Genomic DNA, 22,604 nt, shown 5'->3' on the forward strand with positions numbered 1-22,604 from the left:
CCCACCGGACCGCACACCTCATAGCCGGGAGCGCCACCTCACGTGAAGTACGCCGACACGATCCTCGACCTGATCGGGAACACCCCGCTCGTGAAGCTGAACAAGGTGGTCGAGGGGATCTCGGCGACCGTCCTCGTGAAGGTCGAGTACCTGAACCCCGGCGGCAGCGCCAAGGACCGCATCGCGACGCGCATCATCGACGCCGCCGAGCGCGATGGGAAGCTGAAGCCGGGCGGCACCATCGTCGAGCCCACCTCCGGCAACACCGGCGTCGGCCTCGCCCTCGTCGCGCAGCAGCGCGGCTACCGCTGCGTCTTCGTCCTCCCGGACAAGGTCGGCGAGGACAAGCGCAACGTGCTGACGGCCTACGGCGCCGAGATCGTGGTCACGCCCACCTCGGTCGCGCCCGACCACCCCGACTCCTACTACTCGGTGAGCGACCGGCTCGCGCGCGAGATCCCCGGCGCCTTCAAGCCCGACCAGTACTCCAACCCCAACGGGCCGCTCAGCCACTACGAGACCACGGGTCCCGAGATCTGGCGCGACACCGAGGGGGAGATCACCCACTTCGTCGCGGGCGTCGGCACCGGCGGCACCATCAGCGGCGTCGGCCGCTACCTCAAGGAGGTGTCGGAGGGGCGCGTGCGCATCGTCGGCGCCGACCCCGAGGGCTCGGTCTACTCCGGCGGCACCGGCCGCCCGTACCTCGTCGAGGGCGTGGGCGAGGACTTCTGGCCGGCGGCCTACGACCCCGACGTGGTCGACGAGGTCATCGCCTCGAGCGACCAGGAGTCGTTCGACATGACCCTCCGGCTCGCCCGCGAGGAGGGTCTGCTGGTGGGAGGATCCAGCGGCATGGCCGTCGTCTCCGCGCTCAAGGCCGCGAAGCACCTGGGCCCCGACGACGTGATGGTGATCCTGCTGCCCGACGGCGGCCGCGGCTACCTCGGCAAGATCTTCAACGAGAAGTGGATGCAGTCCTACGGCTTCGCGCGCGTCAACGGCCAGCGCACGGTCGCCGACGTGATGAGCGCCAAGACGGGCAGCCTGCCCGACCTCGTGCACGCGCACCCGAACGACACCATCCGCGACGCGATCCGCATCATGACCGAGTACGACGTCTCGCAGCTGCCCGTCCTCTCGGCCGAGCCGCCCGTGGTCATGGGCGAGGTCGCGGGCGCCGTCGACGAGCGCAGCCTGCTCGAGCTCGTCTTCAGCGGCCGCGCGCAGCTGTCCGACCAGGTCGGCCCCTTCGCGGGCGCGGCGTTCGGCCTCATCGGCGTGAACGAGACCGTGCCCGACGCGTGGAGCGCGCTCGGATCCGCCGACGCCCTCATGGTGAGCGACGGCGGCAAGCCCGTCGGCGTGCTCACGCGCCACGACCTCCTCACCTACCTCACCGACTGATCCGCCCGCCCTCCGGCCCGCGCATCCCCCGACCACAGAGACGAGCCCCCGTGAGCGACAAGCACGACTTCGACACCCGCGCCATCCACGCCGGCCAGGACCCGGATCCCACGACGGGTGCCGTCATCCCGCCCCTGTACCTCACGAGCACCTTCGTGCAGGACGGCATCGGCGGCCTCCGCGAGGGCTACGAGTACGCGCGGAGCGCTAACCCGACGCGCACCGGCCTGCAGGAGCTGCTCGCGTCGCTCGAGAAGGGGACGCACGCGTTCTCGTTCGCCTCGGGTCTCGCCGCCGAGGACACGCTGCTGCGTGCGATCACGCGCCCCGGCGACCGCATCGTGCTGAGCGACGACGTGTACGGCGGCACCTACCGCCTCATCACGCGCGTGCTCGGCGACTGGGGGATCGTCGTCGAGACCGTCGACATGAGCGACCTCGCCGAGGTCGAGCGGGTCCTCGGATCCGGCCCCGCGAAGGTCCTCTGGGTCGAGACGCCGAGCAACCCGCTGATGAAGATCAGCGACATCCGCGCGCTCGCCGACCTCGGCCACGCCGTCGGCGCCACGGTCGTCGTCGACAACACCTTCGCCTCGCCGTACCTGCAGCAGCCGCTCACGCTCGGCGCCGACGTGGTCGTCCACTCGACCACCAAGTACCTGGGCGGGCACTCCGACGTGCTCGGCGGCGCCGTGATCCTCCACGACGACGAACTGGCTGAGAAGGTCGGCTTCCTCCAGTTCGCGATCGGCGCGGTCTCCGGCCCCATGGACGCCTGGCTCACCACGCGCGGGATCAAGACCCTCGCCGTCCGCATGGAGCGCCACTCCGCCAACGCCGAGGAGATCGCCGCGTTCCTGCAGCAGCATCCCGACGTCACGGCCGTGCACTACCCGGGCCTCCCGGAGCACCCGGGCCACGACATCGCGAAGGCGCAGATGACGGGCTTCGGCGGCATGATCTCGTTCCAGGTGCGCGGGGGAGCGAACGCCGCGCGCCGCGTGGTCGAGGGCACGCGCGTCTTCCAGCTCGCGGAGTCGCTCGGCGGCGTCGAGTCGCTCATCAGCTACCCGTCCGAGATGACGCACGCGTCCGTCAAGGGCACGCCGCTCGAGGTGCCGGACGACCTGGTGCGCCTCTCGGTGGGCATCGAGGCCGTCGAGGACCTCGTCGTCGACCTCGAGCGCGCGCTCGGCAAGGCGCTCAAGCAGGGCAAGCACTAGGCGCGGTCGACCCCGCCGAGCCGACGGGGTCGCGCGGGGCTCAGGGCAGCAGCCCGCGCACGGCCTCGTCGACGCTGACGCCGCGCTCGCGCGCGTGGGCGCTGAGGCGCGCCATGGTGTCCCGGTCGAGGGTGATGGTGAGGGTCGTGTCGCCGGGCTCGGGCGCGATCTCCTCGTCGAACGCGTCGAAGTCGAACAGGCCTGGCTGCGCGGGCGCCTCGGCCTCCAGCTCCTCGGCCGCGGCGGTGACGGGATCCGCCGCCAGCTCCGCGTCGGCCTCGACGGCGGCCGTCTCCGTCGCCGCGTCGGGGGAGCCGGTGGCCTCGTCGGCGCCGTGGCCCGCCCAGCCGGGGCCGGCGGGGATCGCGCCGCGTCCCTGGAACGCGGTGGCGACCGCGCGGGCCCGCACGTCCGCGGCCTCGTTCAGCGGGTGGTTCGCGTGCCCCTTGACCCACTCGAAGCGGTAGTGGCGGCCCTGGATCTCGGCGTCGATCTCCTTGAGTAGCTCCACGTTGAGCACCGGCTTGCCGTCGCCCTTCCGCCAGCCCTTGCGCTTCCAGCCGGGCATCCACTTGGTCACCGAGTTGATGACGTACTGACTGTCGCACAGCACGAGCAGGTCGTCGTCGAGGTGCGCGGTGGCCCGGAACAGCTCGAGCACGGCCTTCAGCTCGCCCTGGTTGTTGGTCGCGTGCGCCCAGCCGCCCGCCGCCCAGTGCTCGTCGTCGACGTACCAGGCCCAGCCGGCGGGTCCGGGGTTGCCGAGCGCGGATCCGTCTGCCGCGGCGGTGATCGTCACAGGTGGTGCCTCTCGTCGGGTGGACGACCAGTCTGCCGCAGCCGTCCGACCCCAGGTGCCCGCCCTCCCGCCCTCGATCGATCCCGCGCCCATGCGGCATGTGACAGTCACATGTGACAATGTGACACCTGCGCCAGGAGGCGTAGCCGGGCGGACGCCCGGACGGAGACGGGGTCGATGATGACGACGGAGACGCCGCGCGGCAGGGCGCCCAGCATCCGCGACGTCGCACGCCTCGCCGGGGTCTCGCACCAGACGGTCTCGCGCGTGCTCAACGACTCGCCCTCGCTCCGCGCGGAGACGCGTCAGCGCGTGCTCGACGTGATGGAGCAGATCCAGTACCGGCCGAACCGCGCGGCCCGCGCCCTCGTCACCAGCCGCTCCCGCACCATAGGAGTGCTCACCGCCCAGAGCTCTCAGTACGGCCCCGCGTCGTCCATCGCGGCGATCGAGGCGGCCGCCCGCGAGGCCGGCTACCTCGTCACGACCACGAACCTGCCCTCGTCCGACGAGGCCGCGATCCAGGTCGCGCTCGGCCACCTCGTCGACCAGGCCGTGGAGGGGCTCGTGGTCGTGGCGCCGCAGGTGCGCGTGCGCGAGGTCATCGCGAGCATGTCGCTCGACGTCCCCTACGTGACCATGCAGAGCGACGGGCGCGGCGACGCGCACGACCTCTCGGTCGACCAGATCGCGGGCGCGCGCCTGGCCACGCGGCACCTGCTCGACCTCGGCCACCGCGACATCTACCACCTCGCCGGCCCGCAGGACTGGATCGAGGCGGAGGCGCGGATGCGGGGCTTCCTCGACGCCATGTCGGCGGCAGACGCGCCCACCACCGCGCCCATCCTCGGCGACTGGACGGCCGAGTTCGGGTTCTACGCGGGCCGCGAGATGCTGCGCCTCCGCGACTTCACGGCGATCTTCTCCAGCAACGACCAGATGGCCCTGGGCCTCATCCACGCCGTCCGCGACGCGGGCCTCGACGTCCCGGGCGACGTCAGCATCGTCGGCTTCGACGACATCCCGGAGGCCGCGCACTTCTGGCCCCCGCTCACGACCGTCCGCCAGGACTTCGCCGAGGTCGGCCGTCGCTGCGTCGCGCTGCTGCTCGACGGCATGGGCGGCACGGGGGACCGGTACCGCGGCACCATCACGCCGGAGCTGGTCGTCCGCGCGTCCACCGGACCGCCCTCGTACTGACCCGGTCGGCCGGTCGGCCGGTCGGGCGGAAGGGTCCTCCCCAGCCGCCGACACCCCACTTCGAGGGGGTGGGCGCTCCTGGGTTGACAGGTCGATCCCGCGCGTGTGTAGAGTGACATCCGCTGATGTGACCGTTCACATCGCAGGCGGTCTTCCCGGATCGCCAGCATCAGACGAAGGAGTCGATCCCGTGCCCAGCGCCCCCGTGAGCACCGCCGCCGAGGCCCAGTCCGGCCCGGAGGCCGAGAGCTACGTCATCGGGGTCGACTACGGCACCCTCTCCGGCCGCGCCGTCGTGGTGCGCGTCTCGGACGGCGTCGAGCTCGGCTCCGGCGTCCTCGACTACCCGCACGCGGTGATGGACGACACGCTCGCCGCGACCGGCGCGCAGCTGCCGCCCGAGTGGGCCCTGCAGGTCCCGAGCGACTACGTGGACGTGCTCAAGCAGGCCGTCCCCGCCGCCATCCGCGAGGCTGGCATCGATCCGGCGCGGGTCATCGGCATCGGCACCGACTTCACCGCCTGCACGATGGTCCCCACCCTCGCCGACGGCACGCCGCTCAACGAGGTCGAGGGATACGCCGACCGCCCGCACGCCTACGTCAAGCTCTGGAAGCACCACGCCGCGCAGTCGCACGCCGACCGCATCAACGCGCTGGCCGAGGAGCGCGGCGAGAAGTGGCTGGCCCGCTACGGCGGCCTCATCTCCAGCGAGTGGGAGTTCGCCAAGGGCCTCCAGCTGCTCGAGGAGGACCCGGAGCTGTACGGCCTCATGGAGCACTGGGTCGAGGCGGCCGACTGGATCGTCTGGCAGCTCACCGGCAGCTACGTCCGCAACGCCTGCACCGCCGGCTACAAGGGGATCCTCCAGGACGGCGAGTACCCGACCCGCGAGTTCCTCGGCGCCCTGAACCCCGACTTCGCGTCGTTCGCCGAGGACAAGGTCGCGCACGAGATCGGCCAGCTCGGATCCGCCGCCGGCACGCTCTCCGCCGAGGCCGCCGCCTGGACGGGCCTGCCCGAGGGCATCGCCGTCGCGGTCGGCAACGTCGACGCGCACGTCACCGCCCCCGTCGCCCGCGCCGTCGAGCCCGGCCAGATGGTCGCGATCATGGGCACGAGCACCTGCCACGTCATGAACAGCGACGTGCTCACCGAGGTCCCCGGCATGTGCGGCGTCGTCGACGGCGGCATCGTCGCGGGGCTCTACGGCTACGAGGCCGGCCAGTCCGGCGTCGGCGACATCTTCGCCTGGTACGTCAAGAACCAGGTGCCCGCGCGCTACGCCGAGGAGGCCCAGGCCGCCGGCAAGAGCGTCCACCAGCACCTCACCGACCTCGCGGCCGACCAGCCCGTCGGCGGCCACGGCCTCGTCGCGCTCGACTGGCACTCCGGCAACCGCTCGGTGCTCGTCGACCACGAGCTGTCGGGCCTCGTCATCGGCACCACGCTCACCACCCGCACGGAGGAGGTCTACCGGGCGCTGCTCGAGGCCACCGCGTTCGGCACCCGCAAGATCGTCGAGACGTTCGCCGCGTCGGGCGTCCCCGTCACCGAGTTCATCGTCGCGGGCGGCCTGCTCAAGAACGCGTTCCTCATGCAGGCGTACAGCGACATCCTCCGGCTCCCCATCTCGGTCATCACGAGCGAGCAGGGCCCGGCGCTCGGATCCGCCATCCACGCCGCGGTCGCCGCGGGCGCCTACCCAGACGTGCGCGTCGCGGGCGACGCGATGGGCAAGGTCGAGCGCGGCAGGTACCAGCCCAGCGAGGAGCGCGCGCTCGCCTACGACCGCCTGTACGAGGAGTACTCGACGCTGCACGACCACTTCGGCCGCGGCGCCAACGACGTCATGAAGCGGCTCAAGTCGCTCAAGAGGGAGGCCCGCGCGTGAGCACCTACGCACCCGAGATCGAGGTCGCGGTCGCCCGCGTCCGCTCCGAGGTCTCCCGCCTGCACGGCGAGCTCGTGCGCTACGGCCTCGTGGTCTGGACCGGCGGCAACGTCTCCGGCCGCGTCCCCGGCGCCGACCTCTTCGTCATCAAGCCCTCGGGCGTCGCCTACGACGACCTGAGCCCCGAGAACATGATCCTCTGCGACCTCGACGGCAACGTGATCCCGGACACCCCCGGCTCGCGCAACGCCCCCTCGAGCGACACGGCGGCGCACGCGTACGTCTACCGCAACATGCCCGAGGTGGGCGGCGTGGTCCATACGCACTCCACCTACGCGGTGGCCTGGGCGGCCCGGCGCGAGCCCATCCCGTGCGTCATCACGGCGATGGCGGACGAGTTCGGCGGCGAGATCCCGGTCGGCCCGTTCGCGATCATCGGCGACGACTCCATCGGCCGCGGCATCGTCGAGACCCTCACCGGGCACCGCTCGCGCGCCGTCCTCATGGCCGGCCACGGCCCCTTCACCATCGGCAAGGACGCGAAGGACGCCGTGAAGGCGGCCGTCATGGTCGAGGACGTGGCGCGCACCGTGCACATCTCCCGCCAGCTCGGCGAGCCGACGCCCCTGCCCGCCGACGCCGTCGACTCCCTGTTCGACCGCTACCAGAACGTCTACGGACAAGCACCCCAAGGAGCCCTGAAGTGAGCCGCATCACCACGTCCCTCGACCACTACGAGGTCTGGTTCCTCACGGGCAGCCAGAACCTCTACGGCGAGGAGACGCTCCAGCAGGTCGCCGAGCAGTCGCAGGAGATCGCCCGGCAGCTCGAGGAGGCGTCGGACATCCCCGTCCGCGTCGTGTGGAAGCCCGTCCTCAAGGACTCCGACAGCATCCGCCGCATGGCCCTCGAGGCCAACGCGAGCGACCGCACCATCGGCCTCATCGCGTGGATGCACACGTTCAGCCCCGCGAAGATGTGGATCCAGGGCCTCGACGCGCTGCAGAAGCCCTTCCTGCACCTCCACACGCAGGCCAACGTCGCGCTGCCGTGGAGCAGCATCGACATGGACTTCATGAACCTCAACCAGGCGGCGCACGGCGACCGCGAGTTCGGCTACATCCAGTCGCGCCTCGGCGTCGTCCGCAAGACGGTCGTCGGCCACGTGAGCACCGAGTCGGTCCGCCAGAGCATCGGCACCTGGATGCGCGCCGCCGCCGGCTGGGCCGCCGTGCACGAGCTCAAGGTCGCCCGCTTCGGCGACAACATGCGCAACGTCGCGGTCACCGAGGGCGACAAGACGGAGGCCGAGCTCAAGTTCGGCGTCTCCGTGAACACGTGGGGCGTCAACGACCTCGTCGAGCGCGTGGACGCGGCGACCGACGCCGAGATCGACGCGCGGGTCGACGAGTACGAGCGTCTCTACGACATCCAGCCCGAGCTGCGGCGCGGCGGCGAGCGCCACGAGTCGCTCCGCTACGGCGCGGCCATCGAGGTCGGGCTCCGCTCGTTCCTCGAGGAGGGCGGCTTCGGCGCCTTCACCACGAGCTTCGAGGACCTCGGCGGCCTCCGCCAGCTCCCCGGCCTGGCCGTCCAGCGGCTCATGGCCGAGGGCTACGGCTTCGGCGCCGAGGGCGACTGGAAGACGGCGGTGCTGATCCGCGCGGCGAAGGTCATGGGCTCAGGGCTCCCCGGGGGCGCGAGCCTCATGGAGGACTACACGTACCACCTCGTCCCCGGCGAGGAGAAGATCCTGGGCGCGCACATGCTCGAGATCTGCCCCACGCTCACGACCGGCCGACCGAGCCTCGAGATCCACCCGCTCGGCATCGGCGGGCGCGAGGACCCCGTGCGCCTCGTCTTCGACACCGACCCCGGCCCCGCCGTCGTCGTCGCCATGTCGGACATGCGCGACCGGTTCCGCATCGTCGCGAACGTCGTGGAGGTCGTGCCGCTCGACGAGCCGCTCCCGAACCTGCCCGTCGCCCGCGCCGTGTGGAAGCCCGCACCGGACCTCGCGACGAGCGCCGCGGCCTGGCTCACCGCCGGGGCCGCCCACCACACGGTCATGAGCACGCAGGTCGGCGTCGAGGTCTTCGAGGACTTCGCCGAGATCGCGCGCACCGAGCTCCTCGTCATCGACGAGGACACGACCCTCAAGGGTTTCACCAAGGAAGTCCGCTGGAACCAGGCGTACCACCGCCTGGCCCAGGGCCTGTAACACCCACACCAGGGGTGCTGGTCCGGCGCAGATGCCGGGCGGGCGCCTCACAGCAGCAGTACGAAAGGACACGACCGTGAAGATGAAGAAGGTCCTCGTCGGCATCGCCGCCACGAGCATCGCCCTCTCCCTCGCCGCCTGCTCCAGCGGCGGCGGCGGCCGCGGCGGCAGCGCCGGCGGCTCCGAGGACAACAAGGGTGCCCTCGTCGGCGTCGCCATGCCCACCAAGACGAGCGAGCGCTGGGTCGACGACGGCAACAACGTCAATGACCAGCTCACCAAGCTCGGCTACAAGGTCGACCTGCAGTACGCGAACGACAAGGTGCAGGACCAGATCTCGCAGATCGAGACCATGCTCAACAAGGGCGCCAAGGCGCTCATCGTCGCGTCGATCGACGGCACCGCGCTGACCCAGGTCCTCAAGACCGCGGCCGACGACGGCGTCAAGGTCATCGCGTACGACCGCCTGATCAACGGCACCGAGGACGTCGACTACTACACGACGTTCGACAACCAGCAGGTCGGCGTGCTCCAGGGCAACTCCCTCCTGCAGGGCCTCGGCCTCGTGGACGCCGACGGCAAGGCCACCGGCAGCACCGAGAAGAAGACCATCGAGGTCTTCGCCGGCAGCCCGGACGACAACAACGCGCAGTTCTTCTACGACGGCGCGATGAGCGTCCTCAAGCCGTTCCTCGACTCCGGCCAGATCACGATCGGCTCCGGCCAGTCGGACTTCAGCCAGGTCGCGATCCAGCAGTGGAAGCAGGAGGGCGCCCAGGCCCGCATGGAGAACCTGCTCTCGGGCTCGTACCCCGGCGGCGCCAAGCCCGACGGCGTCCTGTCGCCCTACGACGGCCTGTCGCGCGGCATCATCCAGGCCCTGACCTCGGCCGGCGTCGCCAACGACGCCATGCCGATCATCACCGGCCAGGACGGCGAGAAGGCGTCCGACAAGCTCATCCTCGACGGCGTCCAGTACTCGACGATCTTCAAGGACACGCGCCTGCTCGGCAAGGAGGCCGTCACGATGGTCGACGACCTGCTGACCGGCGGCACGCCCGACGCTCCCGACTCCTACAACAACAAGGTGAAGGACGTCCCGACCAAGCAGTTCGCCCCCGTGACCGTGACGAAGGACAACCTCGTCGAGGTCATCGTGGACAGCGGCTACTACACGCAGGACGAGATCGACAAGGGCGAGTAGCACCCACCCGCACCGCCCCGGCGGCGCACCCGGCCGGTCGACGCTCGCGTCGACCGGCCTCCATCGGGTCGGGCCGGCCGCGCACCACGGCCGGCCCGCCCCCGGGCGGCGGTCACCCGTCGCCCGCAGCACCACCGCCGGGAACCCGGCACCACCATCCACACAAGTGAGGCAGGCCATGGCCAACCACATTCTCGAGATGCGCGGCATCACCAAGACGTTCCCCGGCGTCAAGGCGCTGCAGGACGTCACTCTCGAGGTCACGCGCGGCACGTGCCACGCGATCTGCGGCGAGAACGGCGCGGGCAAGTCGACCCTGATGAAGGTCCTGTCCGGCGTCTACCCCGCCGGCTCCTACGACGGCGACATCGTCCTCGAGAACGAGGTCGTCAAGTTCTCCAGCATCCGCGACAGCGAGAAGTCGGGCGTGGTGATCATCCACCAGGAGCTCGCGCTGAGCCCCTTCCTCTCCATCGCGGAGAACATCTTCCTCGGCAACGAGATCTCCAAGGGCGGCTTCATCGACTGGAACGCCACCAACGTGGAGGCCGCGAAGCTCCTCGCCCGCGTCGGGCTGAGCGACAATCCGGCCACCAAGATCGCCGACATCGGCGTGGGCAAGCAGCAGCTCGTGGAGATCGCGAAGGCCCTCTCCAAGGAGGTGAAGCTCCTCATCCTCGACGAGCCCACCGCGGCGCTCAACGACGAGGACTCCGCCCACCTGCTCGACCTGATCAAGCACCTCAAGGGCCAGGGCATCACGAGCATCATCATCAGCCACAAGCTGAACGAGATCAAGGCGATCGCCGACGCGGTGACGATCATCCGCGACGGCAAGACGATCGAGACCCTCGACCTCGAGCGCGACTCGATCAGCGAGGAGCGCATCATCAAGGGCATGGTCGGCCGCGACCTGCAGAGCCGCTACCCCGACCGCACGCCGGACATCGGCGAGGAGATCCTGCGCATCGAGGACTGGACGGTGCACCACCCCCAGGAGCACTCGCGCGTCATCGTCGACCACGCCAACCTCAACGTCCGCGCGGGCGAGGTCGTCGGCATCGCCGGCCTGATGGGCGCGGGCCGCACCGAGCTCGCGATGAGCGTCTTCGGCCGCTCCTACGGCGCGAACATCTCCGGCAAGCTCTACAAGCGCGGCAAGGAGATCCAGGCCAAGACGGTCGGCGAGGCCATCAAGAACGGCCTCGCGTACGCCACCGAGGACCGCAAGCACTACGGTCTCAACCTCATCGACGACATCAAGCGCAACGTCTCCGGCGCCGCGCTCGAGAAGCTCGCGAAGGCCGGCTGGGTCGACGCCAACCAGGAGTACGTGGTGGCCGACGGCTACCGGAAGTCGATGAACATCAAGGCCCCGAGCGTGGGCGCCATCACCGGCAAGCTCTCCGGCGGCAACCAGCAGAAGGTCGTCCTCTCGAAGTGGATGTTCTCCGACCCGGACGTGCTCATCCTCGACGAGCCCACGCGCGGCATCGACGTCGGCGCCAAGTACGAGATCTACACGATCATCAACGCGCTCGCCGCGCAGGGGAAGGCCGTCATCGTCATCTCCAGCGAGCTGCCCGAGCTGCTCGGCATCTGCGACCGGATCTACGCCCTCTCCGCCGGGCGCATCACGGGCCAGCTGCCGATCGCCGAGGCGACCCCCGAGAGCCTCATGACCTACATGACCAAGGAAAAGGAATAGCAAGCATGTCCAGTCTCAGCAGTGTGGCGGGTTTCCTCGTCAGTCGCCTCAGGCAGATCGGCATCTTCATCGCGCTGATCGCGATCGTGGTGCTGTTCCAGATCCTCACCGACGGGACGCTCCTCGAGCCCCGCAACGTCACGAGCATCGTCGTCCAGAACGCCTACATCCTGATCCTCGCGATCGGCATGGTGATGATCATCATCGCCGGCCACATCGACCTGTCGGTCGGTTCCGTGGTGGCGCTCATCGGCGCCGTCTCGGGCGTGTTCGCGGTCAACTGGGGCTGGCCCTGGTACGTCTCCATCATCGCGAGCCTCGTGATCGGCGGCCTCATCGGCGCCTGGCAGGGCTTCTGGGTGGCGTACGTCGGCATCCCCGCGTTCATCGTGACCCTCGCCGGCATGCTCACCTTCCGCGGCCTCGCGCAGATCGTCCTGGAGAACCGCCCCATCACGCCGTTCCCGGACGAGTACGTCTCGGTCGGAGCCGGCTTCCTGCCCGACCCCTCGGGCGGCACGTCCTACCTCGAGTGGGTCACCGTCACGCTGGGCGTGCTGGCCGCGGTCTTCCTCGTCGCGCAGCAGCTCCGCGAGCGTCGTGCCCGCGTCAAGCTCAACCTCGAGGACGAGCCCTTCGCCTGGTTCATCACGAAGCTCGCGACCATCGCGATCCTCGTGCTCGGCATCACGTACCTGCTCGCCAGCTACCAGGGCACGCCGATCGTGCTGGTCATCCTCGCGGTCCTCGTGCTCGTGTACACGGCGGTCATGGGGCGCAGCATCTTCGGTCGCCACATCTACGCCCGAGGCGGCAACCTCAACGCGGCGCAGCTGTCCGGCATCAACACGAAGCGCGTGGACTTCCTGCTGTTCGTGAACATGGGCTTCCTGGCCGCGCTCGCGGGCATCGCCTTCACGGCCCGCAGCAACTCGGCGCTCCCCGGTGCCGGCAACGGCTTCGAACTCGACGCGATCGCCGCGGTGTTCATCGGCGGCGCGGCCGTCACCGGCGGCATCGGCACCGTGACCGGCGCCATGATCGGTGGTCTGATCATGGGCGTGCTCAACAACGGCATGTCGCTGCTCGGCCTCGGCACGGAGTACCAGCAGCTCATCAAGGGCCTCGTGCTCCTGCTGGCCGTCGCGTTCGACGTGTTCAACAAGAGCCGCGGATCCAAGTCCGCGACCTGATCCACCCGCACTGACGCGCAGACGAAGGGTCCGGCATCCGAGTGGATGCCGGACCCTTCGTCGTGCAGGGTGCGGACTCTACGAGCGCGCCCCCATCAGGTGCTCGAGCGCCAACTGGTTGAGGCGGACGAAGCCGAGGCCCTTGGCGTCGAAGTCCTCGTAGGAGGAGCGGTCCGTAAGGATGCCGTCGTAGCCCTCGCCCTCTGGCGCGAATGGGCGCCGGCGCCCCTCGAGGCCCGTCGAGACGACGGTCCGCCTCTGTCTGCTGTGGACTCGCGCATCCGATACCTGCCATACGTTCACTCCCATGCAGAAGACCCTCATCAGCTCTCGCGTCATTTCCCGGCTCACACGTCGGCGTCCGCAGCATTCCTTCCTCATATTGGCCCTCACCGTCGCGGTTCTGTTCGTGGCAGGTGTCACCCCTGCGCATGCGGCAGAAGGGCCCGTAGTGGCTGGTCTGCTGATGGACGGAAATCCGTCCGCGAGCCCAAGCGCAGCTATCGCCCCCGACGAGGTCGCTCAATTGCATCGCGAGCTTCGTTCTAGTGCCATCACGCCAAAGACTCGCGACGATCACGGCCGCCGCACCGAGATGTACGAGCTACCGAACGGCATTGTGTTCAATTTCCCCGTCGAAGCGCATGAGGAAGACGGTGTCGGGGCCTCGCTGATCGGTGCAGGAATAGACGACTCGCAGGGACCCTACATCTCTTTCAACAAACTGGATCAGCAGGCGATCAGCGCGGGAGGAGGGGCTGCCCTTGAAGGGACCATATGCGTTCTGGGCGGGGCTGCCGCGTGTGTCGTCGCCGGGACCGTCATCGCCGTGGTGGAGATCTATCTTCAGAACAACGGCATCTGCGGCGGAGACGGCGAGCTGAGGCTCTATCTCGCGCATTTCGAACCACAGTGCGCTTGGCGCTTGGCGCTTGGCGCTTGGCGCTTGACGCTTGACGCTTGACGCCTGTGTGGACGGCTTGCTCACGCGACCTGTGCACAGACCGCTCCATCGGAAGCCGCAGTCCCTAGCCTTGGTGAAGAATACTTCACTAGCTATCGGAGGGTCCCATGTCCAAAGAAGCCTTCGCCTGGTTCACGGCGTTCGTGATCGTAGGCGCGTATGCGGTGTGGAGCTCCGTCCATGACAACGTCGATGTAGCACCGGCGCTTGTGGCCGGATGGGGCATTCTCGTCGTAGGCCGGATGGCGCGCATCTTCAAGGTGCGTCGCGACCGGACGACGGGGGCGGGCGAAGAGGACAGCCTCGAGAGGCAAGTGCTGACGGAAGCTCAGGCAGGGGCCTTCCGGGATCTCCTCGTAGCCCTGCCGTTAGCGCTGCTGCTCGGCGTCGTCAGTCCTCGCGCTTCTCTCGCCGTGGTCGCCATCGTCCTCTTAGTGCTCGTCCTGATCGACTGCGCTTGCCGTTACTTCGTTGGCGTGCGCCGGGCTGCATCTCTATGAAGCGCGGCGAGCGAGTGCATGAAGCTCGGTCGGCGCTGGGGCTCACGCAGCAGCGGCTCGCCGAGAAGGTGGGCGTAAGTCGAAGGACAATCATCTCCATCGAAACTGGGCGACATGAGCCGAGCTTGAGCTTGGCTTTTCGCTTGGCGGCAGTTTTCGGCGAGAGCGTCGACGCTCTCTTCGCGGAAGACGTGGGCTAGCAAGAGACGCGTGTCCGTCAACTCGCACGACGGAAGGGCCCGGCATCCGATTGGATGCCGGGCCCTTCGTCGTGCGGGGTACGGGGGTGCGTGCTAGGAGCGTGCGCCCATCAGGTGCTCGAGCGCGAGCTGGTTGAGGCGGACGAAGCCGAAGCCCTTCGCGTCGAAGTACGACGGGGCGTCGAAGTCCTCGTAGGAGGAGCGGTCGGCGAGGATGTCGTCGTACGACTCGCCCTCGTTGAGGGTCGGCGTGTAGATCTCGTTCACCTTGGCGGCGGCGAGCGCCTCCTGGACCTCGGGGTCGGCACGGAACGCCTGCGCGCGCTCCTTGAGGAGCAGGTACATGCGCATGTTCGCGGCGGCGGAGTCCCACACGCCCGTGATGTCCTCGGTGCGGCTCGGCTTGTAGTCGAAGTGGCGGGGGCCGTCGTAGGAGCGGCCGCCGCCCACGCCGCCGTTCTCCAGCAGGTCGACGAGCGAGAACGCGTTCTGCAGGTCGCCGTGGCCGAAGACGAGGTCCTGGTCGTACTTGATGCCGCGCTGGCCGTTGAGGTCGATGTGGAAGAGCTTGCCCTGGTACAGCGCCTGCATGATGCCGGCGGTGAAGTTGAGGCCCGCCATCTGCTCGTGGCCGACCTCGGGGTTCACGCCGACGAGCTCGGGGCGCTCGAGGGTCTCGATGAAGGCGAGCGCGTGGCCGAGGGTCGGCAGCAGGATGTCGCCGCGGGGCTCGTTGGGCTTGGGCTCGATCGCGAAGCGGATGTCGTAGCCCTTGTCGGTGACGTAGTCGCCGAGGAGGTTGACGGCCTCGCGGTAGCGCTCGAGCGCGCCGCGGACGTCCTTGGCGGAGTCGTACTCGGCGCCCTCGCGGCCGCCCCACATCACGAACGTCTGCGCGCCGAGCTCGGCGGCGAGGTCGATGTTGCGGAGCACCTTGCGGATCGCGAACCGGCGGACGGCGCGGTCGTTGGAGGTGAAGCCGCCGTCCTTGAAGACGGGGGCCGAGAAGAGGTTCGTGGTGACCATCGGCACGACGATGCCGGTGTCGCTGAGCGCGCCCTTGAGGCGGTCGATCTGCGTCTGGCGCTCGGCGTCGGTGGATCCGAAGGCGAAGAGGTCGTCGTCGTGGAAGGTGAGGCCGTAGGCGCCCAGCTCCGAGATGCGCTCGACGCCCTCGACCACGTCGAGGTCGGAGCGGGTGGGGCCGCCGAAGGGATCGGCCCCCGTGTATCCGATGGTCCAGAGTCCGAACGAGAACTTGTCCTCGCGGGTGGGGGTGAGCGCCATGGTGTCTCCTGTCAGCGTCGTCGGTGATTTGTTGCTGACTACAACCTAACCGGAGCGGGCCCGCGGCACAACGTCGACACGGCGCGGGGGCGGGGCGGCTGGACGCGTCGCGGGGGTCCGGGCAGGATGGCAGCAGGTCGTCGTCGACCGCGCGCGTGCGCATCCGCCGGCCCGCCATCGCCCCGACGGAGAGGTCCCCGAACGCCATGACCGACGCATCGCCCGCCGCAGCCGGGACGCCCCGGGACCCCGCCGACGACCGGGGGGAGGGGCTCGCGTTCCCGCCCGGGTTCCTGTTCGGATCCGCGACCGCCGCGTACCAGATCGAGGGCGCGGTCGACGAGGGCGGGCGCGGCGCCTCCATCTGGGACACGTTCAGCCGCACGCCCGGGAAGGTCCTCGGCGGCGACACCGGCGACGTCGCCGACGACCACTACCACCGGCTCGAGTCCGACCTCGACATGATGCAGGCGCTCGGCCTCGAGGCGTACCGCTTCTCGATCGCGTGGCCGCGCATCCAGCCGACCGGGCGCGGAGCCGCGAACGCGGAGGGGCTCGCCTTCTACGGGCGGCTCGTCGACGGGCTCGTCGCGCGGGGCATCACGCCCATCGCGACGCTCTACCACTGGGACCTCCCGCAGGCGCTCGAGGACGAGGGCGGCTGGGCGAACCGGGAGACCGCGTACGCGTTCGCCGACTACGCGCGGATCATGGGCGAGGCGCTCGGCGACCGGGTCGGCACCTGGACCACGCTCAACGAGCCGTGGTGCTCGGCGTACCTCGGCTACGCGGCGGGCGTGCACGCGCCGGGCCGCACGGACGCGGAGGACTCGTTCCGCGCCGTGCACCACCTGAACCTCGCGCACGGCCTCGCGGTCGCCGCGCTCCGGGAGGTCGTGCCGGCGGATGCCCGCTTCTCCATCACGCTGAACCTGCACGTGATCCGCGGCGAGGGCGACACGGGCGCCGAGGCCGTGCGGCGCGTCGACGGCGTCGGCAACCGCGTCTTCCTCGACCCGCTGCTGCACGGCCGCTACCCGGCCGACGTGCTCGCGGACACCTCCTCGATCACCGACTGGTCATTCGTGCTGCCCGGGGACACCGAGCTCATCCGGCAGCCGCTGCACCTGCTGGGCGTCAACTACTACAACACCAGCCGGGTGCGGATGCGGGACGGCTCGTCCACGGGCGGCGGCACGTCCATCCACGGCGACGTCGCCGCGACGCCGTTCCCCGGCACCGACGACGTCGAGTTCCTCGAGCAGCCCGGCCCGTACACGGCGATGGGCTGGAACATCGAGCCCCAGGGCCTCGAGGACCTCCTCGTGTCGCTGCACGGGGAGTTCCCCGACCTGCCGCTCATGGTGACGGAGAACGGCGCCGCGTTCGACGACAAGGTGACCGTGGGCCGCGACGGCGTTCGCGCCGTGCACGACGCGGAGCGCATCGACTACCTGTCCCGGCACTTCGCCGCGGCCCACCGCGCCATCGAGCGCGGCGTCGACCTCCGCGGCTACCAGGTGTGGTCGCTCCTCGACAACTTCGAGTGGGCCTTCGGGTACTCGAAGCGCTTCGGCATCGTGCACGTCGACTACGACACGCAGGAGCGGACGCCGAAGGACAGCGCGCTCTGGTACGCGCGGCTCATCGCCGACCGCGCCATCCCCGCCATCGACGCGCGTCCCGAGCGCCACGTGCGCCCCGGGGCGTGAGCGGGCCTCCGCCCGGCATCGACGAGCGCGCCGTGCTCGCGGACGGCGTCGTGATGCGGCCCGCGCGGATCACCGACGCCGCCGCGCTCGCCGCGGCGTACCGCGCCAACCGGGAGCACCTCCGGCCGTTCGAGCCCGCGCGCACGGACGCCTTCTTCACGGCGGCGGGGCAGCGGGCGCAGCTCGCGGGGCGCATCGCCGAGCGGGCGGCCGGATCCGGCCTGCCGTACCTCATCGCGGAGGGCGACCGCGTCATCGGCCGCTGCGACCTGTTCGCGGTGAAGCGGGGCGCGGCCCAGAGCGCGAGCCTCGGCTACTGGATCGACCGGGAGAGGCAGGGCGCCGGCCTCGCGACGGCCGCGGCGCGCGAGGCCGTCCGCATCGCGCGCGCCGCCGGGCTGCACCGGCTGGAGGCGTCGACGCTGGTGGGGAACGGCGGATCCGAGGAGGTGCTGACGCGAGCCGGGTTCGACCCCATCGGGATCGCGCCGGCGTACCTGCGGATCGACGGCGCATGGAGCGACCACACGCTCTGGCAGCGCGTGGTCGACGGCGCGCGCTGACCCGGATCGCGGCCGTCGGCGGCGGGGCTCAGGCGTCGAGCAGCAGCTCGGTCATGCTCCGCAGGCGCGCCTGGGCGCTGGAGTCGGCGCCGCTGCGGTGGACGACGTCGTCGTGCACCTTCTCGGCGACCCGCAGGAGGTCGGGAAGGATGCCGCGCCCGCGCTCCGTGAGGGCGATGAGGAGGCGTCGCTCGTCGGCCTGGTCGCGCTGGCGCGTGATGTAGCCGAGGAGCTCGAGGCGCTTGAACAGCGGGGACAGCGTGCCCGGCGTCAGCTGCACGGCCTCGCTCAGGTCGCCCGCGCGGCGGGGGTCCTTCTCGTGCAGGGCGAGCATGACGAGGTACTGCGGGTGCGTGAGGTGGTACGGCTTGAGCAACGGCCGGTAGAGCGAGATCACCGCTCGGGATGCCGCGGCCAGCAGCAGTCCCATGTCGCGGTCGAGCAGCGCTCCAGCGTGGTCCGTCATGTGTCCTCCTGGCCGTCTGCGGGACACGTCCCCCGACGGCCTGATCCCTTCGGACGCTACTCCCGAGATCGAGCAGCGGCGCGACCGGCTGCCCCACGCACAGCCCGCGCGGAGGCGCGCGTCATCACTCCGTGGCCGGCGGCATCCACCCCTGCTCCATCTGGTGGCGGCGCACCTGTTCGACCGCCCGGTCCGCGTCGACCGGCACGGCCTCCCAGATGATCCCGGAGCCGTCGAGCCAGCCCAGCGCGAGCATGGTGTCGGCCAGATCCTCCACGAACATGGACACCGTCGTGCCGTGGGAGCGGATGAGGTCGCCGTGCAGGCTCCAGCCGAAGTAGGCGGACAGGTACCTGGCCTGCTCGGAGTGGCTGCGCTGCAGGTGGCGGTTCTGCCGCTCGGTGGATCCGCCCGAGGCCTGGACCTCGTCCTGCAGCTCGTCGCCGTGCTCGTCCGACATGCGTCCTCGTCCCTCGCGCGTCACGGGCCCACGGCGGACACCGGAGGCAGACCCCTCAGACACTACGGAGCACCCCCGACAATCCGCCAGGAGCGGCGCTCCGACAGCGCACGGGATGCGGGCGCTCAGGCCCGGCGGAGCTCCCAGTCGCCCACGCGCAGCCGGGCGAGCGCCTGGACGGAGGCGTGCACGGCCGGGGAGGCGGATCCGCCCGGCGCCGTGACGACGTGGACCACGCGCTCGCCGACGCCGGAGATGCGGCGCCGGACGACGCCGCGGGGGAGCGGCGCGGTCGCGAGGGCCAGCGACGGCAGGAGCGCGACCCCGAGCCCCGCCTGCACCATCCCCACGGCGGCGGCCGCGTTGTCGGTCTCGAAGGACGTCGCGGGCGCGAAGCCGCTCCGGGCGCACGCGCTGACGAGGTGGCGGCGGCACCGGACGCAGCCGGCGATCCACCGGTCGTCGGCGAGGTCGCGGAGCGCGAGCGGGCCGCGGTGCCGCAGCGCACGCGCCTCCGGCAGCACGGCCCACAGCGTCTCCCGCCAGAGCGGCCGGACCTCGAGGCCGTCGAGGGCGCGCGCGTCGGGATCGTCCGGGTAGGCGAAGGTCACGGCCACGTCGGCCTCGCGGGCGCGGACGGCCGCGACGGCCTCGGGCGGCTCGGCCTCGAGGTAGCCGAACCCCAGGCCCGGATGCGCCTGCGCGAGGCCGCCGAGGAGCCGCGGGACGACGGTCGAGGACGCGGACGGGAACGCCGCGACGCGGACGGTGCCCGCGCGGAGGCCGCGCAGGTCGTCGAGCTCGTCGGCGGCCCGGTCGATGGCGTGCACCACGGTCTCCGCGTGCCGGGCGAGGACCCGGCCGGCCTCCGTGAGGACGACGCCCCGCCCGGCGCGCGCGGTGACGGGCACGCCGATGCGCGCCTCGAGGCGCCGGAGGGTCTGCGACAGGGCCGGCTGGCTGACACCGAGGGACGCGGCGGCCGCGGTGATCGAGCCGCGGACGGCCAGGGCGTGCACCGCCGCGAGCGCGGCCGAATCGAGGTCGCGGGCGGTCGGGGGAGCGTCGGTCATGCGCGGAGCATAACGCGTGCTTATGGGACGCATGCCGGGCGGGGTCTTGCTCGATGGATCCGCCCTCGTCACGCTGGACGCATGACGACCGCGCCCCTGCCCGCCGACCTCCGCGACCTGTTCGAGGCCGGGCCCGGCTACCTCTCCGCGTGCACCATGGGGCTGCCCACGCGCGCGACGGTCGAGCGCCTGCGGGCCGACCTCACGACGTGGTCGGCCGGCGGATCCACCGCGCACGGCTACGGCGGCGTCGTCGAGGGCGTGCGCGCGTCGTACGCGTCCCTCGTGGGCGTGCCGGTCGGATCCGTCGCCGTGGGCTCGCAGACCGCCTCCTTCGTGAGCGTGCTCGCCGCCGCCGTGCCCGCGGGCGCGGAGGTGCTGTGCGTGACGGGCGACTTCAGCTCGCTCACGTACCCGTTCGTGGTGGCGGAGGCGCGCGGGGTCGTGGTGCGGCACGTGCCGCTCGAGGAGCTCGCGGCCGAGATCGGCCCGCGCACGCACCTCGTCGCGTTCTCCCTCGTGCAGTCCGCCGACGGCCGGGTCGCCGACGTCGCCGCGATCCGGGAGGCCGCGCGGATCCACGACGCCTTCACGCTGTGCGACACCACGCAGGCGGCCGGCGCCATGCCGATCGACGCGAGCCTGTTCGACGCCACCGCCTGCCACGCCTACAAGTGGCTCTGCGCCCCGCGTGGAGCGGCGTTCCTCACGCTCTCCGACCGCTACCGCCGGACCCTCGTGCCCGTGCAGGCGAACTGGTACGCGGGCGCCGACGTGTGGGCCTCCTGCTACGGACCCGCGATGGCGCTCGCCGAGGACGCGCGCGCGTTCGACGTGTCGCCCGCGTTCGGCGCGTGGGTGGGGGCGGCCCCGGCGATCGCCCTCTTCGCGCGCCTCGACCTCGACGCCGTGCACCGGAGGAACGTCGAGCTCGGCGACCTCGTGAGCGCGGGCCTCGGCATCGAGCCGCGCGGGCAGGCGATCGTCACCTGGCCGGACGCGGACGGGACCGACCTCGCCCGGCTCGGTGCCGCGGGGATCGTCGCGTCGGGTCGGGCGGGCCGCGCGCGCATCGCCTTCCACCTCTGGAACGACGAGGACGACGTGGAGCGGGTCGTGCGCACGCTCCGGCGCTGAGGGGCGGCCGCGCGGCGATTCCTTGGGCTGGGAATAAGCCGGGCGCAGGCCCGTTGGACATCGAGGCGGTGCACGCGCACGCCCTCCCTCCTCCGGCGCCCCGCGCCCCCTCATCCCGAAGGAACGCTCCGTGTCGTCTGCCGCCATCCATCCCGGCGACGCGCTCTCCCGCCGGGAGCGCATCATCTACATCATCGTGCTGGGCGCCCTCGTCGGCCTCGGCCCGTTCACGATCGACCTGTACCTGCCGGCCTTCCCGGTGATCAAGGAGCAGTTCGGCGTCTCGGACGCGGCCGTGCAGCTGACCCTCACGGGCACGACGATCGGGTTCGCGCTCGGCCAGCTCGTGGTCGGGCCGTGGAGCGACCGGGTCGGACGCCGGCTGCCGCTCATCGTCGCGACGAGCCTGCACATCCTCGCGTCGCTCGGGGCGGCGCTCGCGCCCGACGTCACGGTGCTGCTCGTCTTCCGCATCCTCCAGGGCGCCGGCGCCGCGGGCGGCGCGGTCGTCGCCATGGCCATGGTGCGCGATCTGTTCGGCGGCCGCCCGCTCGTGCGCATGCTCTCGCGCCTCGCCCTCGTGACCGGGCTCGCGCCGATCCTCGCGCCCGTCATCGGCTCGCAGCTGCTGCGCTTCGTCGACTGGCGCGGCGTGTTCTACGCGCTCACCGCCTACGCGATCCTCGTGGTGATCGCCGTGACCTTCTTCATCGTCGAGACGCTGCCCAAGGACCGGGTGCGCATCGAGGAGAAGGGCACGCTGCTGCGCCGCTACCGCTCGGTGCTCGGCGACCGCGTGTTCGTCGGCGTCGCCCTCATCGGCGGGATGCAGTTCGCCGGCCTCTTCTCGTACCTCTCCAGCTCGTCCTTCCTGTTCCAGGACGTGTACGGGTTCGACGCGCAGCAGTTCGGGATCCTGTTCGGGATCAACTCGCTGGGCGTCGTGATCGGCAACCAGATCGCGGCCCGGCTCACGAAGGTCATCGGGCCGCAGTGGATCCTCGCGGGCGTCGTCACGGTGCAGTTTCTGGCGTCGGCGACGATCGTGCTGCTCGGCACCTTCACCGACGCCGGTCTCCTCGGCACGCTGATCCCGCTGTTCTTCTTCATCCTCGCGTGCGGCTTCGGCTTCCCCTGCGTGCAGGTGCTCGGCCTCGTGAACCACGGGCACGAGGCGGGCACGGCGGCGTCGCTGCTGGGCGCCGTGAACTTCGGCCTCGCGGGCGCGATCTCGCCCATCGTCGGCGTGATCGGCATCACCTCGGGCGTGCCGATGGCGGCCGTGATGGGCGCGTGCGCGGTCGTCTCGATCCTCTCGATGTGGCTCATCGTCCAGCCGCGGACGGTGCCGGCCCTCACCAACTGACGGCCGTGGTCCGCGCGGGAGCGCTGG

At 70.8% G+C, this 22,604-nt stretch carries 22 protein-coding genes; 16 read left to right on the forward strand and 6 right to left on the reverse strand.

Features of this window, described 5'->3' with window-relative positions; all coding sequences use genetic code 11:
* The first annotated feature begins 42 nt into the window (after positions 1-42).
* Entirely contained in the window at positions 43-1,407 is a 1,365-nt protein-coding gene (locus tag B5P21_RS04565) for a cystathionine beta-synthase (protein ID WP_043588353.1), read from the forward strand.
* Between the two features lie 50 nt (positions 1,408-1,457).
* On the forward strand, positions 1,458-2,630 hold the full coding sequence (locus B5P21_RS04570; protein WP_094170831.1) for a cystathionine gamma-synthase: 1,173 nt from the start codon (positions 1,458-1,460) through the stop codon (positions 2,628-2,630).
* A 40-nt stretch (positions 2,631-2,670) separates the two neighbouring features.
* On the opposite strand, the gene B5P21_RS04575 is transcribed toward B5P21_RS04570, so the two are convergent.
* Positions 2,671-3,429: an RNase H family protein gene (locus B5P21_RS04575; protein ID WP_045529242.1), complete on the reverse strand. Its 759-nt coding sequence runs from the start codon at positions 3,427-3,429 to the stop codon at positions 2,671-2,673.
* A 177-nt stretch (positions 3,430-3,606) separates the two neighbouring features.
* Here B5P21_RS04575 and B5P21_RS04580 point away from each other — a divergent pair, with 177 nt between their 5' ends.
* The 7 genes from B5P21_RS04580 to mmsB all read left to right on the forward strand — a co-directional run bounded on the left by B5P21_RS04580 (position 3,607) and on the right by mmsB (position 12,849).
* On the forward strand, positions 3,607-4,629 hold the full coding sequence (locus B5P21_RS04580) for a LacI family DNA-binding transcriptional regulator (RefSeq protein ID WP_045529239.1): 1,023 nt from the start codon (positions 3,607-3,609) through the stop codon (positions 4,627-4,629).
* Between the two features lie 190 nt (positions 4,630-4,819).
* Positions 4,820-6,523 carry a ribulokinase gene (gene araB / locus B5P21_RS04585; protein WP_045529237.1) on the forward strand — a complete coding sequence of 568 codons (1,704 nt, stop codon included), beginning with the start codon at positions 4,820-4,822 and terminating at the stop codon, positions 6,521-6,523.
* Entirely contained in the window at positions 6,520-7,230 is a 711-nt protein-coding gene (locus tag B5P21_RS04590) for an L-ribulose-5-phosphate 4-epimerase (RefSeq protein WP_045529235.1), read from the forward strand. The genes araB and B5P21_RS04590 overlap by 4 nt, the downstream gene beginning before the upstream one ends.
* Positions 7,227-8,744, forward strand: a complete 1,518-nt coding sequence (gene araA, locus B5P21_RS04595; RefSeq protein WP_045529233.1) for an L-arabinose isomerase — start codon at positions 7,227-7,229, stop codon at positions 8,742-8,744. Before B5P21_RS04590 ends, araA begins: the two co-directional genes overlap by 4 nt.
* A 76-nt stretch (positions 8,745-8,820) precedes the next feature.
* Positions 8,821-9,948, forward strand: a complete 1,128-nt coding sequence (locus tag B5P21_RS04600) for a substrate-binding domain-containing protein (protein ID WP_080939331.1) — start codon at positions 8,821-8,823, stop codon at positions 9,946-9,948.
* Positions 9,949-10,126: 178 nt separating this feature from the next.
* Positions 10,127-11,656 (forward strand): multiple monosaccharide ABC transporter ATP-binding protein, encoded by a 1,530-nt coding sequence (mmsA, locus tag B5P21_RS04605; RefSeq protein ID WP_045529231.1) that lies wholly within the window; start codon positions 10,127-10,129, stop codon positions 11,654-11,656.
* 5 nt (positions 11,657-11,661) lie between these two features.
* Positions 11,662-12,849 (forward strand): multiple monosaccharide ABC transporter permease, encoded by a 1,188-nt coding sequence (gene mmsB / locus B5P21_RS04610; protein WP_045529229.1) that lies wholly within the window; start codon positions 11,662-11,664, stop codon positions 12,847-12,849.
* Positions 12,850-12,927: 78 nt separating this feature from the next.
* Here mmsB and B5P21_RS17670 read toward each other — a convergent pair whose 3' ends face one another.
* The gene (locus B5P21_RS17670) at positions 12,928-13,158 is read right to left on the reverse strand and encodes a hypothetical protein (protein WP_373455970.1); all 231 of its coding nucleotides are present in this window, start codon (positions 13,156-13,158) and stop codon (positions 12,928-12,930) included.
* On the opposite strand from B5P21_RS17670, the gene B5P21_RS16515 reads away from it, so the two are divergent.
* The 3 genes from B5P21_RS16515 to B5P21_RS04630 all read left to right on the forward strand — a co-directional run bounded on the left by B5P21_RS16515 (position 13,157) and on the right by B5P21_RS04630 (position 14,513).
* The gene (locus B5P21_RS16515; protein WP_133064164.1) at positions 13,157-13,813 is read left to right on the forward strand and encodes a hypothetical protein; all 657 of its coding nucleotides are present in this window, start codon (positions 13,157-13,159) and stop codon (positions 13,811-13,813) included. The two genes, B5P21_RS17670 and B5P21_RS16515, sit on opposite strands and share 2 nt — an antisense overlap.
* 107 nt (positions 13,814-13,920) lie before the next feature.
* Complete coding sequence (locus B5P21_RS04625; protein WP_045529223.1) at positions 13,921-14,313, forward strand: hypothetical protein; 393 nt, start codon at positions 13,921-13,923, stop codon at positions 14,311-14,313.
* On the forward strand, positions 14,310-14,513 hold the full coding sequence (locus B5P21_RS04630) for a helix-turn-helix transcriptional regulator (protein ID WP_045529222.1): 204 nt from the start codon (positions 14,310-14,312) through the stop codon (positions 14,511-14,513). Before B5P21_RS04625 ends, B5P21_RS04630 begins: the two co-directional genes overlap by 4 nt.
* A 93-nt stretch (positions 14,514-14,606) precedes the next feature.
* Here the strand turns inward: B5P21_RS04630 and xylA are convergent, their stop codons facing one another.
* Entirely contained in the window at positions 14,607-15,800 is a 1,194-nt protein-coding gene (gene xylA, locus B5P21_RS04635) for a xylose isomerase (protein ID WP_094170833.1), read from the reverse strand.
* Between the two features lie 206 nt (positions 15,801-16,006).
* Between xylA and B5P21_RS04640 the strand changes: the two genes are divergently transcribed.
* Both B5P21_RS04640 and B5P21_RS04645 read left to right on the forward strand, forming a co-directional pair.
* Positions 16,007-17,512, forward strand: coding sequence for a GH1 family beta-glucosidase (locus B5P21_RS04640; protein WP_094171392.1), 1,506 nt, complete (start codon positions 16,007-16,009; stop codon positions 17,510-17,512).
* The gene (locus B5P21_RS04645; protein WP_052663229.1) at positions 17,509-18,075 is read left to right on the forward strand and encodes a GNAT family N-acetyltransferase; all 567 of its coding nucleotides are present in this window, start codon (positions 17,509-17,511) and stop codon (positions 18,073-18,075) included. The genes B5P21_RS04640 and B5P21_RS04645 overlap by 4 nt, the downstream gene beginning before the upstream one ends.
* Positions 18,076-18,103: 28 nt before the next feature.
* On the opposite strand, the gene B5P21_RS04650 is transcribed toward B5P21_RS04645, so the two are convergent.
* From B5P21_RS04650 to B5P21_RS04660, 3 genes are all read right to left on the reverse strand, one after another.
* The gene (locus tag B5P21_RS04650; protein WP_045529220.1) at positions 18,104-18,541 is read right to left on the reverse strand and encodes a MarR family winged helix-turn-helix transcriptional regulator; all 438 of its coding nucleotides are present in this window, start codon (positions 18,539-18,541) and stop codon (positions 18,104-18,106) included.
* Between the two features lie 124 nt (positions 18,542-18,665).
* Positions 18,666-19,001, reverse strand: a complete 336-nt coding sequence (locus tag B5P21_RS04655) for a hypothetical protein (protein WP_045529219.1) — start codon at positions 18,999-19,001, stop codon at positions 18,666-18,668.
* Positions 19,002-19,126: 125 nt separating this feature from the next.
* On the reverse strand, positions 19,127-20,074 hold the full coding sequence (locus B5P21_RS04660) for a LysR family transcriptional regulator (RefSeq protein ID WP_094170834.1): 948 nt from the start codon (positions 20,072-20,074) through the stop codon (positions 19,127-19,129).
* 81 nt (positions 20,075-20,155) lie between these two features.
* Here B5P21_RS04660 and B5P21_RS04665 point away from each other — a divergent pair, with 81 nt between their 5' ends.
* Together B5P21_RS04665 and B5P21_RS04670 are read left to right on the forward strand one after the other, a co-directional pair.
* Positions 20,156-21,211, forward strand: a complete 1,056-nt coding sequence (locus B5P21_RS04665; RefSeq protein WP_045529217.1) for an aminotransferase class V-fold PLP-dependent enzyme — start codon at positions 20,156-20,158, stop codon at positions 21,209-21,211.
* A 130-nt stretch (positions 21,212-21,341) separates the two neighbouring features.
* Positions 21,342-22,577 (forward strand): multidrug effflux MFS transporter, encoded by a 1,236-nt coding sequence (locus B5P21_RS04670; RefSeq protein ID WP_045529216.1) that lies wholly within the window; start codon positions 21,342-21,344, stop codon positions 22,575-22,577.
* The last annotated feature ends 27 nt before the right edge of the window (positions 22,578-22,604 follow it).

Origin of the sequence: Clavibacter michiganensis subsp. insidiosus (assembly GCF_002240565.1) — a bacterium.
In the GTDB taxonomy this organism is placed as follows: Bacteria; Actinomycetota; Actinomycetes; order Actinomycetales; family Microbacteriaceae; genus Clavibacter; species Clavibacter insidiosus.